At 65.4% G+C, this 17,186-nt stretch carries 18 protein-coding genes; 3 read left to right on the top strand and 15 right to left on the bottom strand.

The genetic code is table 11. The features are described from left to right. Positions 1–7: 7 nt before the first annotated feature. From ACSQ89_RS08080 to ACSQ89_RS08020, 13 genes are all read right to left on the bottom strand, one after another. Positions 8–466, bottom strand: a complete 459-nt coding sequence (locus ACSQ89_RS08080; protein ID WP_436292679.1) for a TadE/TadG family type IV pilus assembly protein — start codon at positions 464–466, stop codon at positions 8–10. Next, complete coding sequence (locus tag ACSQ89_RS08075; protein ID WP_436292678.1) at positions 463–915, bottom strand: TadE/TadG family type IV pilus assembly protein; 453 nt, start codon at positions 913–915, stop codon at positions 463–465. Before ACSQ89_RS08075 ends, ACSQ89_RS08080 begins: the two co-directional genes overlap by 4 nt. Positions 916–928: 13 nt before the next feature. Next, on the bottom strand, positions 929–2,200 hold the full coding sequence (locus ACSQ89_RS08070) for a pilus assembly protein TadG-related protein (RefSeq protein WP_436292677.1): 1,272 nt from the start codon (positions 2,198–2,200) through the stop codon (positions 929–931). Positions 2,201–2,272: 72 nt separating this feature from the next. Next, the gene (locus ACSQ89_RS08065; RefSeq protein WP_436292676.1) at positions 2,273–2,482 is read right to left on the bottom strand and encodes a Flp family type IVb pilin; all 210 of its coding nucleotides are present in this window, start codon (positions 2,480–2,482) and stop codon (positions 2,273–2,275) included. 113 nt (positions 2,483–2,595) lie between these two features. After that, positions 2,596–2,871: a hypothetical protein gene (locus tag ACSQ89_RS08060; RefSeq protein WP_436292675.1), complete on the bottom strand. Its 276-nt coding sequence runs from the start codon at positions 2,869–2,871 to the stop codon at positions 2,596–2,598. 21 nt (positions 2,872–2,892) lie between these two features. Beyond that, positions 2,893–4,404 (bottom strand): type II and III secretion system protein family protein, encoded by a 1,512-nt coding sequence (locus ACSQ89_RS08055; RefSeq protein ID WP_436296156.1) that lies wholly within the window; start codon positions 4,402–4,404, stop codon positions 2,893–2,895. A 26-nt stretch (positions 4,405–4,430) separates the two neighbouring features. Next, on the bottom strand, positions 4,431–5,276 hold the full coding sequence (gene cpaB / locus ACSQ89_RS08050) for a Flp pilus assembly protein CpaB (protein ID WP_436292674.1): 846 nt from the start codon (positions 5,274–5,276) through the stop codon (positions 4,431–4,433). 44 nt (positions 5,277–5,320) lie between these two features. Further along, positions 5,321–5,905 (bottom strand): A24 family peptidase, encoded by a 585-nt coding sequence (locus tag ACSQ89_RS08045; protein ID WP_436292673.1) that lies wholly within the window; start codon positions 5,903–5,905, stop codon positions 5,321–5,323. A gap of 528 nt (positions 5,906–6,433) precedes the next feature. Then, positions 6,434–6,622, bottom strand: a complete 189-nt coding sequence (locus tag ACSQ89_RS08040; RefSeq protein WP_436292672.1) for a hypothetical protein — start codon at positions 6,620–6,622, stop codon at positions 6,434–6,436. 177 nt (positions 6,623–6,799) lie between these two features. After that, positions 6,800–8,485, bottom strand: coding sequence for an FxLYD domain-containing protein (locus ACSQ89_RS08035; protein WP_436292671.1), 1,686 nt, complete (start codon positions 8,483–8,485; stop codon positions 6,800–6,802). A gap of 26 nt (positions 8,486–8,511) precedes the next feature. Next, the gene (locus ACSQ89_RS08030; RefSeq protein WP_436292670.1) at positions 8,512–8,715 is read right to left on the bottom strand and encodes a 4-oxalocrotonate tautomerase; all 204 of its coding nucleotides are present in this window, start codon (positions 8,713–8,715) and stop codon (positions 8,512–8,514) included. Between the two features lie 29 nt (positions 8,716–8,744). After that, positions 8,745–9,509 carry a class II aldolase/adducin family protein gene (locus ACSQ89_RS08025; protein ID WP_436292669.1) on the bottom strand — a complete coding sequence of 255 codons (765 nt, stop codon included), beginning with the start codon at positions 9,507–9,509 and terminating at the stop codon, positions 8,745–8,747. A 26-nt stretch (positions 9,510–9,535) separates the two neighbouring features. Then, the gene (locus ACSQ89_RS08020) at positions 9,536–10,747 is read right to left on the bottom strand and encodes a lanthionine synthetase C family protein (RefSeq protein ID WP_436296155.1); all 1,212 of its coding nucleotides are present in this window, start codon (positions 10,745–10,747) and stop codon (positions 9,536–9,538) included. Positions 10,748–10,795: 48 nt separating this feature from the next. On the opposite strand from ACSQ89_RS08020, the gene ACSQ89_RS08015 reads away from it, so the two are divergent. The 3 genes from ACSQ89_RS08015 (at position 10,796) to ACSQ89_RS08005 (ending at position 13,207) form a co-directional block, all read left to right on the top strand. After that, entirely contained in the window at positions 10,796–11,563 is a 768-nt protein-coding gene (locus tag ACSQ89_RS08015; protein ID WP_436292667.1) for a class I SAM-dependent methyltransferase, read from the top strand. A gap of 19 nt (positions 11,564–11,582) precedes the next feature. Next, entirely contained in the window at positions 11,583–12,437 is an 855-nt protein-coding gene (locus ACSQ89_RS08010; RefSeq protein ID WP_436292666.1) for a methylglyoxal synthase, read from the top strand. Between the two features lie 65 nt (positions 12,438–12,502). After that, positions 12,503–13,207: a glutathione S-transferase N-terminal domain-containing protein gene (locus ACSQ89_RS08005; RefSeq protein WP_436292665.1), complete on the top strand. Its 705-nt coding sequence runs from the start codon at positions 12,503–12,505 to the stop codon at positions 13,205–13,207. Positions 13,208–13,213: 6 nt separating this feature from the next. Here ACSQ89_RS08005 and ACSQ89_RS08000 read toward each other — a convergent pair whose 3' ends face one another. Together ACSQ89_RS08000 and ACSQ89_RS07995 are read right to left on the bottom strand one after the other, a co-directional pair. Then, complete coding sequence (locus tag ACSQ89_RS08000) at positions 13,214–16,111, bottom strand: adenosylcobalamin-dependent ribonucleoside-diphosphate reductase (protein ID WP_436292664.1); 2,898 nt, start codon at positions 16,109–16,111, stop codon at positions 13,214–13,216. Between the two features lie 50 nt (positions 16,112–16,161). Continuing rightward, on the bottom strand, positions 16,162–17,133 hold the full coding sequence (locus tag ACSQ89_RS07995; RefSeq protein ID WP_436292663.1) for a DHHA1 domain-containing protein: 972 nt from the start codon (positions 17,131–17,133) through the stop codon (positions 16,162–16,164). Positions 17,134–17,186: the final 53 nt, after the last annotated feature.

Raw genomic sequence — 17,186 nt, 5'->3', positions numbered from 1 at the left:
TTGTGATTCAGGAGCAGACGGCCGCACTGCCCGGATCCTGGCCCATGATTTCGCGCGGCAGATAGGTGGAGAAGCCTGGCATCGGGATCGGTGCCCTCGCCGCCGCCGCTCCGGCGATCGGCGACACCCATTGGTAGTCGAGGTTCACGATGCGGACGTTCACCGCGCTGCAGTTTGCGAAGGTGCAAGCGGCGCTGACATTGCCGGCAGTGTCGTACCAGTCGATAACGACATTGGCTGCCGTCAATTGCGGAAGGAAGGTCTGCATCTTTGAAAGCACTACGCCCGCGCCGCGGTCGCAAACCACGGCGACTCGCGCGCCCCAGCGGGTGGCTTCATTGGCGGCGTTCCAGGTCCAGAGCATGCGCGAAAAATCAATGATTCCAAGCACGAAGGTCAGGTAGATCACGAGGATCAGCGCAAACTCCACTATCGTTGCGCCCTCTTGTTTCTTGCGTGTCGTCATAGCGGTGCCCGCATCGTGGCGGTGATGTCGGCAAAGTTAATTTCACCAAAGGTCAAGCCGGACGCGCTGATGACCAGTGGCACGAACTTGTAGCAGGGCGGCGCCGAAGTGCCGCAACCCGCAATGCGAACGGTAACGGTGTTGATCACGGGACTGGCGCCGGCCAATTTCCACTCGGGATCCTTCACCTGGTCCACAGCGAGCCCGAAGGCGAGCGGGCTGCCAGTGTTCGTGAGGCTGCCGTAGACCACGAGATTCTTGGATTGGGCGATGCCGCTGCCCGGGTTCTGGACCGACAGATAACGAACGGCGTCGCGCGCACCCTTGACCAGGATGTTGTACTGGTACAGCGCACGGCCAAATTCGGTCACAGTGAAGGTCAGGATTAGCAGCAGCGGCAGCACAAGTGCGAACTCGATCAATGCCACGCCTTTTTGTGCGTTCTTCATTTCGTGTTCACTCCTACTGCACCAGGACCGGCACCAGCGGACCGCTGGCACCACCGGCCAGTCCGCCGCTGCTGCAGGGGCTGCTGGGATCGCCGGCATTGCCGACGTATTCGAGGTACACGGTGGTCTGAACACTGTCGATCGGGTGCAGCATCAACACGCAAGCCCAGCTGTCAATCGGCCCCGACGACGCCTCCATGACGGGCGCCATGACCAGTCGGCGACTGCCGCCATAGGTGGCGAGGGCCCTCGGCCCGGCCGAGTAGGTTCCCATGTTGTTGTCCTGGTAGCCGCCCTTGATGTTCAGGCCCGTGATTGTGTCGCCAGCATCCACTGTGTCGACGGTGTTTCCGTACGAGCGATGGGTCGCGCGCTTGGCGAGGAAATCGGATGCCGCTCCGGATTGGCTCGGCCAATTCGTGGCCGTGTAGGAATAGCCAGTCAGATCCGGCGCTGCGTCTGTGATCTTCGGGCTGCCGGCGCCATTCTTGTAAAGGCCGAAGCGGGAATTCCACTCGAGTGCCGCGGAGAATTTCGCACCTGTGGTGCTGAGACCGGCATCCGTCTGAATGCAGGCGCCGTTACCCAGAAGTTGATTTCTGATGGCTTGGGCACTGGAACTGACGCCCGGATCTAGATTGACCCATCCGAAGTGGCCTGGCTCAACAGTCGTGCTGTCGCTCTTTTCATCGTAGAGGGTAGAAATCCACTCGCCCGGCGTGAAGCCGAAGTTTGTCTTGTCGCTGGCGTCCCTTGGTCTGATCCGAACTGGAATGGCGCAGGCACTCTGGGCTGAACTTCGTGTAGCAACTCCGACGGCGAAGGCACCCCGGGTAGCTCCGTAGGACGAATCCCCACTGAATGCTGTCAAGGTCTGCAGCAGCCAGGGCGCGACACCGGCTCGAGTATGGAGGCATTTGGCGTACTTGGCATTGGCGATGGGAGCAAACGTCTTGCTGTACGTTCCGTTCAGGGAATCACTGAACGTAACCTCCGCGTCTGCCACGGCAGCGGCCTCGCCTTGGAAGTTGATCTTGTTGAGATTACCTGCGACCAAGCCTGCGTTGGTTGCGCGTGTCAGGGCGTCCGACGCGCCATCGAGTTCCTGTACCGCGGCCAGTGCGCAGCTGTCAATCGAGGTCTGCAGTTCAGTCTTCAGGATAAAAAGACGGCCGAAGTCCAGAGCCAGCCCCATGAACCCAAGCAAGAAGAGAAGCAGGAGTGCCGTGGTGATGAGCACCGCGCCACCTTGGCGAGCCTTCATCGGATTGCGCGTGGACAACATGAGCGTATCCTTCGATGCAAAGTGAAGGCGATGTCGATTGCTATGGTCTGGTCAACATCGCCTTCTGTTACTTCAGCCGCCGGCGGGGCACGTTCCGGTAGTAAGGCAAGTGCCGACGTTGGCAAGCCATGTGGTGAAAGCGCCTCCATTTGCAAGGAGGCCGGTTTGAACCAGCAAAATGAGGCCGAGCGAAACTACCGCGACGATGAGCGCGTATTCAATGATTTGTGCGCCGTCTTCTTCAATCGCCAAACCGCGGAGGAAATTGCCAAAGGATTTCATATATTCACCTATAAAAACGGTTAATTGAGGGTAATGAATGGTTGTTTGCGAATTCTGTCCTCGATAATCCAGACTCCTTTCGGTAGATGTTTGATGAATCAACGAGCTCGGGGCTAGCGGCCGCCTCCGATGGCCCCGCCGATGTTGATAACATTCACCGCGGGCGGCGGCTCCTTGAAGCTGTCCTGGTAGCGGATGACCGTCTGGCGGCTCGCCCGCCCGTCCATCCCGAGTGCCATGTCGGGGTTCTTCTTCCCGGCATCCGGATCGATGGTCATCTTTCGCTTCGCGTCGCGCACGGCATCACCGAAGCGCGCGTCGTAATGGGGAGTCACCGATGAACAGCCCGCTATCAGGCCGATGAGCAGTGCAATGGCAATCTTGGTCATGACGTTTCTCCTTAATTGGTTTCAATAACCGGGAGGGAAAGGAGCCGGCTGGGAGCTTTCCAGGGCACCGTTGAAATAAACCTCGGCGCGGCTGGGCACGACGTGGTTGTCCGTGGGCAGCCTGGGCGTTTCGGACAGCGGCTTGACCAGGCGCGGCGTGATCACGAACAGCAATTCCGTCTGGTCGTTCTGGAACTCGGTGCTGCGAGCGAGCGCGCCCACCACCGGCACCTCGCCGAGTCCCGGAAAGCGCTTGATCGTTTCGGTGACGTTGTTCTTGATCAGGCCGGCAATGACGAAGCTCTGACCGTCATTGAGCTGCACGGTGGTGTCGGCCCGGCGCACGGTGAGCGACGGCAATACCGAGGTCACCCCGCTGACTGTCGTGAAGGGCGAACCGGTCTGCGACAGGTCCGAGACCTCGGACACCATCTTCAGATTGATCCGGCCGCCGTTCAGCACGGTGGGCGTGAATTTCACGCCGATGCCGAATTCCTTTTCTTCCAGCGTGATGGTGGGGATGCCGCCGCTCTGGGTCTGAGAGACCGGGATGAAGATCTTGCCGCCCGACAAGAAGCTGGCCTGCTGGCCGCTTATGGCCATGATGTTGGGCTCGGCCAGGACCCGCACCAGGCCATCGTCTTTCTGGCCGTCGAGCGAGATCGCCGTCTTGCCGACCCGGAGCGCCTCCGCAAATGCACCACCACCGCTCAGGAAACTGGAGATCAGCGTATAGGTGTTGGTGGCGCCATTGGTGAATCTGCGCGCAGCGATGCTCGACCCGAGCCTATCGAGCAAGGTCTTGCTGACTTCAGCGATCTTGACTTCGAGCATCACCTGCTGCGGCGACGTGATGCGCAGCAGGTTCACCACCTTCTTGCCGTCGCCGTAGGAGCTGGCCAGGCTCATCACGTCGTCAAGCTTCAGCGCATCGCTGACTTCACCCGTGAGCACGATGGACCTTTCGGCGCCGCGTACCTTGATGCGGTTTTCCTCAGGCATCAATTCGGTCAGCTTCGCCTGCAAGGCGCTCGAATCGACTGTGACGATGATGTCCTTGATGAAGCAAGCACCCTGCGCGTTCTGCAGGATCACATTCATAGATCCCGCGACCTTTCCCCTGAAGAACAGGTCGGTTGGGCTGAGCAGCATGACTTCCATGTCGGCCACGCCGTCGTTTGCATTCGCTTGGGCCGCAGGGGCGGGGCGCGCAGGCGCCGGCGCGGGTGCCTGTCCAGGCGCGGCCGTCGCGACGGCACTCTGTGCAGGGGCTCTGGTCGGCGGCTGGCCGCTCACGACGATACGGGCGACCCGCACATCGAGCGGTATGACAGTCGATTTCCCGAGGGTCACGTAGGTCGGGCGGTCGTCGTGGACCACGGAGGTGCAACGCTTGGTGCCGCCGGAACTTGCAGGACTGGCAGGAGCTGCACTGGGAACCGCCGAAGTGACGGGAGGGTCGTCGGCCGCAAAAGATGGGCCAGTCAACGCCAGCGCCGCGAGCAGCACCAGGGACTTGTGGTTGTTGTGCACTTGAACTTCTCCTCTGTGTTCTTCGATCAGAAGCAATTGAGGGCTCGACCGGAGCTCTGAATGACTTCCACGCATTCCATGGCGGGTGCCATCACGGGCTTGCTGATGAATGCCCTGGGCTTGGCCGTGGCAAGGGCGGCGGCGGCAACCGGCACGGGCAGGATTTCTTTCTCGCCAAAAAGCTGGCTCTTGGTGATCCCGGTCGTCACGACCTTTGCCTTGTCGACCTGGTTGCGCAGCACCAGGGACAGCGTGCCGACGCTGCGTGCGAGATCGAGCTTTTCGGAGTCCTCGATCGACAACTCGAGCGTCACCGCGCTGACCACCTTGGGCTTGGTGTCGTCGCGACCTGCCTCCTGTGCGACCGCCAGTACAAGAACATGCTCCAGCACTGTCTTGCTGATCTGCTTTCCTTCTTCGCCCTTGGCCTTGTCCTGCTGGGCGTTCACCATCACATCGACGTAATTCCCGGGGAGCGCGAAGCCGGCGACCCCTACGACATCGTTGACTCGCACGGTCATGGCGCGCTTCCCATCGGCAATCACCGCCGACAGCCCGCCTTGTGTCCCGACCGGCGCGAGCTTGCCTTCGAGAATCGCCTCGCCGCGCAGGACGCTGACCCTTGCGACGCGATCCTGAACTTCCTTGAGATCGTGGAAGGCCCCATCCGGCATCGACCCGGTGGGCCAATCGACGGTTGCCAGCATTTGTGAATTGATCCTGCTGCCCAGTTCGATATCGACGACGGCGACCACAACTTTGTCGGAAGAAATGCTTCCTTGTCGCGCCACCCAGCCTGACGCATAGACGGCGGCGGCCAGGCCGGCCAGCAGTGCCAGAATCAAAAGACCCATTGCCTTGATATTTCTCATTTACTGCCCCAGTAATTAATTTCTGCTGCGACCTGCGCCTCAGCTTATGCGTAACCTAGTTGCCGGCTCAGCACATAACCCATCGTTCCGATGCTGATGCAAATGCCGTATGGGAGTTTTCCGATCGATTGACTTGCTTCTATTCGAGCCTCGGGCCTGATGCCGGCAATCGCTGATGCCGCGATGCCGTACGCCGCGCCTTTTGCGTTGCGCAGCATGCGCGCCAGCTTGCCCTTGAGAAATGCAAATCCCAGCGCAGCTATTCCACCCACGATGAAAGCAAAAAGGACAGCTTGGAGCGTTTCGTGGACTCCCAGGAATGCACCGACCATCGCCATCAGCTTCACGTCGCCTGCGCCCATGGCGCCCAACACGTAGAGCGGCAGCATCATTAGGAAGCCGAGGAAGAGTCCCCCGAACGCCAGCAGAAAAGCCGATGGCGGCGACACGGCAATGACGGTCTTGTAGACCAGCGCAAAAGCAGCGCCACCGAATGTCAGCCAATTGGGAATTCTGTAGGTGCGGTAATCGCTGATTGAGGCGACGACGAGCAGCACGAACAACACCACGACGCGTGGGTCGGTTGCCAGCATGGCCAGAAGTTCGAGCAACGCGTGAAATTCCTGCATGTTCAATTTCCTTCAGTTCTGTTTGTGCCAAGCGAGCAATAAAAGCATGCAAACGACCAGAATCAGCGAACCCACGAGCGCATATTCCATGAGCGAGGCGCCCGCCTCTTCTTTCAATAGATCGGCGAACGTATGCGACAGATTCCTCGCAAATCGCATGCATCTCTCCGAGTTGCTCTTTCGTTGGAGGACTTGATCGGAATCACCGGCCAAGCGTTTGGCTGGGCTCCAATGTAGAGATGAAAACAAATGGGTACATGAGCGTTGCGCCCTCATTTGGGCGGGACAGACCGCCTCTTTCGATCCGGGTTGGCACATGACAAAACGCCTACGAAAGTACTCACCTTCGAGGCCGGCCGAAGAGGCGCCCAGGCGTGGCTGCGCCGACCAGCGGTTGCGGTCGGCGAGATGAAACGGGGGTGTCGGAAAGGGTGAGAGAGACGTCGCTCGCAGGCACCGTGGCCGGTTACCTGATTTCGATCGCCACGAGCCTCAGCGAATGCTCGTCGAGCGGAAGCGCGATGCCGGCTACCGGCGTGACGAACGGCCCTGGTGATCGCACTCCAGCGCCGCCAGCAGCGTCGTGGTCTGCTTGACCCGGTCGGTCATCCTCTTGTTCAACGGTTTCCAGCCGCGGTACATCGGCACCACCACCAGCCAGCCGATGCCGATCACGCCGCCCAAGGCGCCTATGTATTCCCAATGCATCGGTTCCATCGCGTTCCCTCTGTCGATTTGGAGTGGCTGTCCGCGGACAAGGGCGCGAGTGTGCCGAGTGCGAGATCGAAATAACTACGACTTTGGTCGAAGTCGGGGGTCTTTCTACCTACAAAGCCGCGCATTTCGAGAAGCTTTGCACGGTGGGGGTCGACGCCGGCCTTGGGCCGTCCCGAGCTACTCGCTCTGGTACAGCGTCTCGACCCGTGCGAAATCGCGGCCGAACTGATTGACCTTGGCCTGGAAGGGCACGCTCTCGCCGGGCGCGATGGCCGGCAGGTTGTCGAGCAGCGTGAAGCCGGCCAGCTTGCCTTCGCCGTCGCGCAGGCTCACCCACAGCCGCGACTTGCGAACGATGGCCTGGCCCGGGTTGGTCACCGTGCCGCTGACGTCGACGTACTTGTAGGTGTAGCGCCGGCTGAAGTTGACCAGCACGCTGCTCGTCGCCGCACGGGTGTCTTCGACGCGCACCTGCAGCGGCATGCGAGGCCCCGGCATGGCGGCGCGGCGCGTCGGCTTCCATTCCACGCGCGTGGCCGAGATGCGGTCCGCGTCGCGCGGCTCCAGCAGAACGGGAAAGCGCTCGCCCGGGTAGAGGTAGGCCGGGCCGGCGACGGCCGTGGTACCGTCGAGCCGGTTGCCGTCGTAGCGCGAGATCACCGCGCCCGGCGCCAGGGCGATGGCCTCGCTGCTGCGGTTGACCACCTCGGCCAGGTACACCGGCCGCTGCGTGACGTTGCGCGCGGGCACCAGCGGCAGCAGCTCGAGCTGCGCGAGATCGAAGCGCTCGGCCTCATCCGCCAGCAAGTCCTCGCTGCCGAGGCGCAGCGACGGATGAAAGACCTCCGGCGCTCCGGCCGTGCGGATCACGCGGTTGCTGCTCAGCACCCGCTTGCGGCCCTGCTGGTCTCCTTCGGTCAGGTTGTAGTCGATGCGGTAATCCCATGCCGCGATCGGCACCTGGCGGTTGCCGAGGCGCTCGACGGGCACTTCCGCCGCGCTGCGCTCGCCCGGCTTGATCTCGTTGGCCTGCGAGAAGCCGCGGCCGAAACCGATGACGGCGCCGGCGTCGTCGTAGAGCGTGACCAGCACTTCGACGCCGGTCAGCGCCGCGGTGTCCTTGCGCGCGTTGACGATGCGGCCGACCAGTCGCACCTCGCCTTCCTGCTGCACCAGGCGCACGCGCGTGAACTGCAGCCGCGGCCCTTCAACCCTCCAGTACGGCGCCGACAGCGAGGCCACCTGAAGCTCCTGGCGAGTGACGGTCCTGTCGCTCGGCAGGTCGATCAGGAGCGGCGCAGATTCGCCCGGCATCAGCGTGCCGATCGGCACCGATTCGCCGTGCTCGCCGATCCGGCTTTCGCCGTCGTAGAAAACGGCCTTGATGCTCGGCCGCTCGAGAGCCGTGCCGGTTTCGTTGCGCGCCATCACCAGCAACCTGGGCCGGGCCGAGCTGCCGGTGCCCACCAGCACCTGGCGCGGCGGATCGAGCTTGAGCCCGTCGGTCGGGATCGTGCGCGGCGCCATCGTGGCCACGGCTGGCCGGTACGTGCCGGCCGGTGGGTTGCGGTCCGCGAGAAAAGCCGTAACCGCGGCAACGACCATGACCAGCACCACGACAGCCGCGGCGGCGATGCCCACCGACTGGACCACTTTCCTGCTGCGCGCCGACTGCTCGGCCGCCAGCCTTCGTCCGGCTTCGTCCTTGACCTGTTCGAGCACCCGTTCCAGCCGGTCGGAGACGTCATCCTCGACGATCGACATCGACCCGCAATGCGCGCAGGTGTACTGGTTGAGCCCGGAGCGCTCGAGCACGCCGCTGCCGCATTCGCCGCACTTGAGCGTTTGCAGATTGATGGTCACTGGGGTTCCTTGGTGGCCGCTCACGTTCACCCGGCCGGCGGCGGCGCAGGCTCGCTCCAGAGCTTGCCGCCGGTGGCCCAATCGTGCTTCGCGATGTCGTAGAACAGGATGTCGACGGCGTCGGGGGAGCCGCCGAGCGTGCGCACGGTAGCTTCGGTCAGAGCCTGCGCGAGTGCGCGCTTCTGCTCGACGGTACGGCCCTCGAACATTTCGACGCGGATGGTTGGCATGCTTGTTCTCCAGATGAATCGTTCAGTAATCAATCACGATAGCCGGGCGAGGCGCGGTCGAGCCGTCGCAGCAGGGCCGGCCACTCCACGTCGCCGTCCCACTCGCTGCCGTCGCCGACCCATTCGCCATGGGTGCGTGCGGCGAGTTCGTCGCTGACCACGCGCACCGCGCCGCCGGTGGCCGCCATCGCGCGCAGTTGCGCCTGTGCGGCGCGCTCGAGCAAGTGCATCAGCATCCAGGCCTCGGCCACGGTGCGGCCCACGACCAGCGTGCCGTGGTTGTCGAGGATCAGGCCGTCGAGTGCACCGAGGTCCGCAACGAGCCGCTGCTGCTCGTCGGCACCGAGCGCCAGCCCTTCATAGGCATGGCGGCCGAGCCGCTGGTGCAGCCGCATCGCGTACTGCGAAGTCGGCTGCAAGCCGTTGGGCAGCATCGACAAGGCCACGCCCCAGGGCGTGTGCAGGTGGATCACGCATTCGACCTCGGGCCGGGCCGCATGCACGGCGCCGTGGATCGCGAAGCCACTCGGGTTGATGCGGGCGTCCGAACCGTCGACCACCTCGCCGCGCACATTCACCTTGACCAGGCTCGATGCGGTGATCTCGTCGAAGGTCGCACCAAACGGGTTCAGCAGGTAGTGGCCCGGCTCGCCGGGCACGCTGGCCGACAGGTGGGTGTAGACGGTGTCGTCCCAGCCGTTCTGCGCGGCCATGCGATAGGCGGCGGCAAGGTCGACGCGGACTTCTCGCTCGGTGCGTGCCGGGCGTCGGCCGGCTTTGACGGACTGGTTCATGCAATGACAGGATGCCACATGGCCGCTCACGCGCCCGCGAAGAACACGTCCAAGGTGGGAAAGCGATCGGTCCCGTGGATGCAATCCCATAGATAGATCGCAAACCCCAGGTCGCCGGTCCAGAGCGAGTAGCGCAGGTCGCCGAACTTTGCGAGGTCGTCGTCGGTCTGCCGGATGCCGTGCATGGCGAATGCGCGTGCGCGCTCCAGCAATCGCGCATCGCCGAAGCGGCGATGGAGCTTGAGAAAGGCATAGCCGTTGCCGCCTGTTCCATGGCAAAGATTGGAGCCCTTGCGCAGCGGACCGGCGGCCCATGTCGTTTCGCCGCCGGCCAGGAGCAGGTCGTCCAACGAGGCATCGGGGAAGTCCGCGAGGCAGATGACGAAGCCGGGCGCACCGTGGCAGAACTGGACGAGCTTGGTCGCCGAGTCCCTGACCGGCGTGGAGTCCAGCTTCGGCCGCCAGTTGACATGCTGGCCGTCCCATTCCGCGGTCTGCCGAACGGTGTCGGCGATGCACTGCTGCCACGCGGCCCATTCGGCGCCGTCCAGCAGATGCCTCCCCCGGATAAGCACCGCCGCGGTCGCCACGAAGCCATGCACCGCATCCAGGAAGGTGTGTGTGTTCCCGTACAGGTCCTGAGTCCAGTAGCTGCACGCAAACACCGACGACCATTCGAGCTGCGACCAGAGCTTGCGTGCGGTCGCCTGATAAAGCCGGGCCCACCGCGGGTCGCCCGTCCGCTCCTGAAGAAAAAGAGCGGCGAGCAGCGTGCCCGGCGAACCCCACATGAGTTCGCGCGCGGGATGGTCCATCGTCGCCTCGATGAGCACGGCCAACTCGGCCGCCGTTTCTTCCGAAGGATCGTTCCAATGGCGTAGGAGCTGAATGCCGCTATCGCCCATCAGATAGCTGCCGAAGGCCGATGGGCCGCGGTGCCCCATCGCCTTCCGGTTCGGCTTCAGCAGTGAATGAACGAAGGGGGCGTAGTCACACTGCAGCCGGCACGCGCCGCGTGCCTCCAGGTAGCGAAGCGCCCAGAACACGCCGCAGGCGCCCCAATAGAGCATGCAGGAAGGCGCGGGATCGGCGCTGTCGTTGGGATGCGTCGGCCACAGCAGCTCGGGAGAGAAGCGGGCTTCCGTCTGCCGCACGATCCGCTCGATCGTCTCGCGGGCAAGCGCTTCATCCCAGGCGACCGGGCTCAGTGGTTCATGGCGGTCCGTCGAAAAGAGCATGGCGGTGTCGGCGAGGATGACGAGGTGGAGCTCACGATAATGGCTTCGATGCAGAAACCAAGCCCGCCGATCGCTCCCATCGAGGTTTTGCCGCCGCACGCACCGCTGCCAGCCTACTACGGCGACGAGGTCGAGCACGACCGGTTCCTGCGCCGCATCTTCGACGACACCGCGCCCGACTACGAGCGCATCGAGCGGCTGCTCGCGCTCGGCTCGGGGCCGCGCTACCGGCGCGCCGCGCTGCTGCGAGCCGGGCTCGCAGCCGGCGCGCAGGTGCTCGACGTCGGCATCGGCACCGGCCTGGTCGCGCGCGAGGCGCTCGCCCTGATCGGCCCGCACGGCCGGCTGGTGGGCATCGACCCCAGTCCGGGCATGATGCGCGAGGTGGCACTGCCTGGGGTCGAGCTGATCCGCGGCCGGGCCGAAGCGCTGCCGCTGCCGGAGGCCGGCAGCGACTTCCTCAGCATGGGCTATGCGCTGCGCCACATCGCCGACGTGAATGCGGCCTTTGCCGAATTCTTCCGGGTGCTGCGCCCGGGCGGCCGGCTGCTCGTGCTCGAGATCACCAAGCCTGCGGGACCGATCGGCACGGCCTTGCTGAAGACCTACATGCGCACTGTCGTGCCGGTGATCGCGCGGATCGTGGCGCGCCGGCGCGACACCGCCGAGCTTTGGCGTTACTACTGGGACACGATCGAGGCCTGCATTCCCCCGGAATCGGTGCTGGCCGCGCTGCGCGCCGCCGGCTTCGAGGACGCGCATCGCCATGTCGAACTCGGCATCTTCTCCGAGTACACGGCTGTCAAACCGACTTGATCAAACAGGAGTGACTGCCATGCGTTTCGGACTGATCGCCAGCAGGCTACATCGCCAGGACGCGAGCGGTGGGCTGGCCCACTGGGCCGCTGTTTGCGACGACGGCATCCGCGCGCTGCAACTCGAGCTTCACGCGGTCGGCGGCACCTACGATGCGCTGATGCGGCAAGGCCTGCTCGCGGGCTACGACCGCCTGGTGCGCTATCCCGACGGCCGGGACGGCGGCGTGATGCGGCTGGTGTCGCACATCGCGGGCGGTCTTGCCACCGCCAATGAACTCGATGGCGTGATCTACCTGATCGATCCTGTGGATCCGTCCTCGCTGTATCCGGAAGCGCTGGCGCTCAAGCGCCAGTGCGTGGTCCACGGCAAGCCCTTCGTCTCCACGGTTGCAGGTGCCGCCGATTGGGTGGCGGTGGAGCTCGCGCATGCGGGCCTGGCTCCGGAAGAGAAAACCCGGCTCTCGGCGATCGACTCGCAGACGATCGCCCTGATCGCGCACGACGCCTTGAAGGACCGCATGGTCGAGTTCGCGGCGGCCCACTTCGACCTGCTGTCGAGGTTCAAGGCGCGCGTCGGCACGGGCACGACGGGCGGCCGACTCAACGACATGGCCTGGTCGCGCGGCTGGCCCAAGGACCAGCCCTGGGTCCGGCGCTATCTCAGCGGCCCGCTGGGCGGCGATGCGCAGATCGCCGAGCTGGTGCTCGACCGCCGCTGCCAGAAAGCCATCTTCTTCGAGGACCCGCATGTCGCGCGCCAGCACGAGGCCGACATCCAGCTGCTCGAACGCGCGGTATGCAGCACGACGCGGGACACCACCTGCTTCAACTCCCCGGCGATGGCCGAGCGCTGGGCTTCAACCTTCTCCTGAACCGCCGGCCGAAGGCAGAATCCCCGCCTTCAGCCGTTTCCGCGGCATCAAGGACACGCAACACCATGAACGATCTACCGGCTTTTCCAATCACCAAGAAATGGCCCGCCCGGCATCCCGATCGGCTGCAGCTCTATTCCCTGCCGACGCCCAACGGTGTCAAGGTCTCGATCATGCTCGAAGAGACCGGCCTGCCCTACGAGCCGCATCTGGTCAGCTTCTCGACGAACGACCAGATGTCGCCCGAGTTCCTCTCGCTCAATCCCAACAACAAGATCCCGGCCATCCTCGATCCCGACGGTCCGGGCGGCAAGCCGCTGCCCTTGTTCGAATCGGGCGCGATCCTTCTCTACCTCGCAGACAAGACCGGCCAGCTCATGCCGAAGGACGCGGCCGGCCGCTGGGAAACCATCCAGTGGCTGATGTTCCAGATGGGCGGCATCGGTCCGATGTTCGGCCAGCTCGGCTTCTTCAACAAGTTCGCCGGCAAGGACTACGAAGACAAGCGCCCGCGCGACCGCTACGTCGAGGAGGCCAAGCGCCTGCTCGACGTGCTCGAAGGGCGGCTCGCGGGCCGCAGCTGGATCATGGGCGATGCCTACAGCATCGCCGACATCGCCACCTTTCCCTGGGTGCGCAATTTGATCGGTTTCTACGAAGCGGCGGACCTGGTCGAGATCCGGAACTTCCCGCAGGTCACGCGGGCGCTGGAGATGTTTCTCGCGCGTCCGGCCGTCGCGCGAGGCCTGGGCATTCCCCAGCGGGACTGAACCCCGCTAGCCGCAACTGCCGATGTGTCCGCAGGCGGTGCAGAAGTCGCAGCCGTCCTTCTGGATCATCGTCGCGTTGCCGCACTCCGGGCAGCGCGCGCCGGCCATCGGCTCCGCCTGCATGGGCGTGGATGCCGGCAGCTGCAGGATGCCCATCTCCTGCAGCGGGTAGCCCTCTTCGTCCAGCACGCCGAGCATCGCGTAGCGGTGGATGATCAGGCGGGCCAGGTACGCCACCGTCGAGGGCCAGGTCTGCTGCCGCTGCTGGCCGTGCGGCAAGCCCGGCACGAATGCCATGAAGTGACCGAGCGGCTCGGCGTAGTTCAAGAGCTTGCGCAGCTTCATGCCGATCCATGCCGGGTCGAGCACGCGCATGTCGAGCGAGAGCACGCGCGCGAGCCCGTCCATCGCGCGCGGGCAGTTGCCCGAAAGCCCCAGCGCGCAAGGCCGGGTGACCGTGCCGCCCTGCCCGTCCGGCACCAGCACCTCCTTGAGCGTCAGCGCGAAGGCCTCGTCGCTGGCCGGGTTGTGCACGTCCACCGACCAGGCGAGCGTTCCGTTCGGGCCGGTCTGCGGCTCCTCGCGGCTGAACATCGCGTCGATCACCGGCGTGGGCGCGGATTCGCCCTCCGCCCACAGCCCCAACTGCTCGCAACGCCAGCGGATCACGGCGGCCGTGGCGGCCACCACGCCGGGAAAACGGCGCATCTCCCCATGGGGCGGAAAGGGCATCTCGAACGCGCGCTCCTCCTGCACGGTGGCCAGCGCATCGAGCTTCAGGCGCACCCAGGCCGCGTCCTTGGCGCGCAGGTCCATCGACAAGGTCTTGGCCAGCGCGCCGAGCCCGCGCGGCTGTTCGGCACCGTTGATCCACACCTCGAAGGGCGCGGGCTTGCCGTCCTCGGGCAGCTCGCCGATGAAGAGCGCGAATTCGCCGAAGGGATGCCGGACCATGTAGGTCCAGGCCGCGTTGCCGCCGGGCAGCTCCGGGCGCCCGGGCCAGCGCAGCGAGGCCAGCACCGGCCGCGGCATGCGTTCGAGCGCGAGGCGCTGGTTCAGGTGCGGGGCGTCGAGCGTTGCCGGCGCCTGCGCCTTCGCCGCGGCGGCTGCATCGACGCTGAGCACCGCGCCGAGCACCGTGTTGGGCCGGTACGTCGCGAGTCCCTTCAGGCCGGACTTCCATGCCCGCAGGTACAGGTCCTGGAAATCCGCATACGGGTAGTCGGCCGGCACGTTGACGGTCTTCGAGATGCCGGTATCGACGTAAGGCGCCACCGCCGCGACCATCTCCTCGTGCGCCTGCGCGCTCATCTGCAGCGCGGTGACGAAGGCCCCGGTGAGCGGCGCCTGCTCGCCCTTCAGATGCCGGTACAGCCGCCAGGCATGGTCTTCGACCACGTGTTCTTCGAAAGTGCCCTCGGCGCTGCGCTTGCGGCGCGTGTAGGTCCACGAGAACGCCGGCTCGACGCCGTTGCTCGCGTTGTCGGCAAAGGCCAGGCTGATGGTGCCGGTCGGCGCGATGGAAAGCAGGTGCGAATTGCGCAGGCCTACAGCGCGGATGCGCTCCTTCAACGGCGCTGGCAGGCGCGAAGCGAAGGTGCCGCGGCGCAAGTAGAGGTCGGCGTTGAAGAGCGGGAAGGCGCCGCGCTCGGCCGCCAGGTCCGCGGACGCACCGTAGGCCGCATCGCGCAGCACTTCGGCAATGCGGCGCGCCGCGGCGCGCGCGGCGGCGCTGTCGTAGCGCAGGTTCAGCATGACGAGCGCATCGCCCAGGCCGGTGAAGCCGAGGCCGATGCGGCGCTTGTTGCGCGCGTCTTCGCGCTGGCGCTCCAGCGGCCAGACGCTGATGTCGAGCACGTTGTCGAGCATGCGCACGGCCATGCGGGCCAGGCGCGCGAAGGCCTCCTCGTCGAAGCGCGCGGCCGGCTCGAAGGGATCGCGCACGAAGCGCGTCAGGTCGATCGAGCCGAGGCAGCAGCAACCGTAGGGCGGCAAAGGCTGCTCGCCGCAGGGGTTGGTGGCGGCGATGGTCTCGCAGTACGAGAGGTTGTTGTCGGCGTTGATGCGGTCGAGGAACAGCACGCCGGGCTCGGCATGGTCGTAGGTCGAACGCATGATCTGCTCCCACAGCGCGCGCGCCGGCAGCGTGCGATAGACCCACAGGCCGTCGTCGCGCTGGTAGGCGCCGCCGGCCTTCTGCCGCGGGCCCGGCGCCGCGCGGTGCACCAGATCGACCGGCCGGTCCTCCTGCACGGCCTGCATGAAGGCGTCGGTCAGTCCCACCGAGATGTTGAAGTTGGCCAGGTCGCCCTGGTCCTTGGCATGCACGAACTCGTCGATGTCCGGATGATCGCAGCGCAGCACGCCCATCTGCGCGCCGCGGCGCGCGCCGGCGGATTCGACCGTCTCGCAGGAGCGGTCGAACACCCGCATGTACGACACCGGTCCCGAGGCGCTCGACTGCGTGCTGCCGACCCAGGCGCCGCGCGGCCGGATGCGCGAGAAGTCGTAGCCCACGCCACCGCCGCGGCGCATGGTCTCGGCGGCCTCGGTGAGCGCGGTGTAGATGCCCGGATGGCCTTCTTCCTCCTGCGCGATCGAGTCGCCGACCGGCTGCACGAAGCAGTTGATCAGCGTGGCGGATAACGCCGTGCCGGCCGCCGAATTGATGCGCCCCGCGGGCAGGAAGCCGTCCTGCAAGGCCTGCAGGAAGCGCGCTTCCCACTGCGCGCGTGCCTCGGGCGGCTCGGCCTGCGCCAATGCGCGCGCGACACGGCGGCGAACGTCGTCGATGCTGCGTTCATTGCCCTTGGCGTACTTCTCGAGCAGCACTTCCTCGCTGATCGGCTGCAGCGGCAGCGCGGGCGCACTGATCGAACTCGTCGAGTTGGCCTGAGGATCCATGGTTTCGCTCCTGATGCGTCCTGCATCTTCGTCGAGGCGACCGATGTGCGTCAGGGGCCGGGCGGCTCGCCCCAGCGTGCGTTCGCGAAGGCGCAGATAAAGCGCTCCAGCTCATCCTGCGCAAGCCCGTCGATGCCGGCGGCCCGAGCCCGCCCGCCGCCGCCGAAGCGGCTGCACAGCGCGTGGGCGCCCGACGGCGACGCCAGCGGCGCGCGCACGCTGACGGCATAGCCCTTGCCCTGCTGCTTGAGCACCGCATGGGCGCGTTGCGGCTCGGCGTTCGCGAGCTCGTTGGCGATGCAACCGAGCACGCGGCGGCTCCATGGCGCATCCGGCAGCACGCGCACGCTGGCGCCCGCATCCTGCCAGAGCGGGGCAACGGCAAGCGCCTGCTGCAGATCGCTGTGGCGCTGCGCATCGATCTCGTCGACCACGGGCTCGTAGGCCAGCATGTCGCGCGGGTCGCGGTAGCGCAGCATGATGGCGTGCAAGTCGCGCGGCGCGATGTGCACGTCGCGCTCCTCGTCGCCGTAGGCGTTGTAGTTGATCGCTTCCCCGAGCCGCCGCAGCAGCGCGCAGTCGCCGGCGTCGACGTTCGAATCGAGCGCCAGCCGGTCGGCGACCGCGGCCAGGTTGTCGCCGTAGATGCCCACCAGCGCCCAGGCGCGAAAGGTGCCGCCGAGATGGCGGTCGACGAGCAGGCTGGTGCAGACGTCAGTGGCGGTGTCGACGTGCGACTCGAGCAGCGGGTGCGCGGGCATGTCCTCCACCACGTGATGGTCGAAATAGCGCACGCGCACGCCGGCGTCGAGCAGGCGCTGCAAGGCCCCCCGGTTGGGCCGCATCGACAGGTCGAAGACATTGAGCTCGTCGCCGGCCTTCGCGGGCACGCGCCCGACGAGCGCGATCTCGCGCTTCAGGCCTGTCAGCAGCGCCGCGGGCGCGGGCTCGTGCAGCCGCCATTGCACGGCAGCGCACAAGCCGTCGGCATCGCCGTTGCAGATATCGAATCGTTGGGCCATCTCTCTTCCACTAGCCGAATTCCGCGGGCACGCCAGGGGCTTGGCAAGGGTCG

Source organism: Variovorax sp. LjRoot175 (assembly GCF_964253805.1).
Classification (GTDB): domain Bacteria; phylum Pseudomonadota; class Gammaproteobacteria; order Burkholderiales; family Burkholderiaceae_C; genus Variovorax.
Note: the sequence above shows the minus strand (reverse complement) of the source record. Positions and strands in the feature narration are given on the sequence as shown.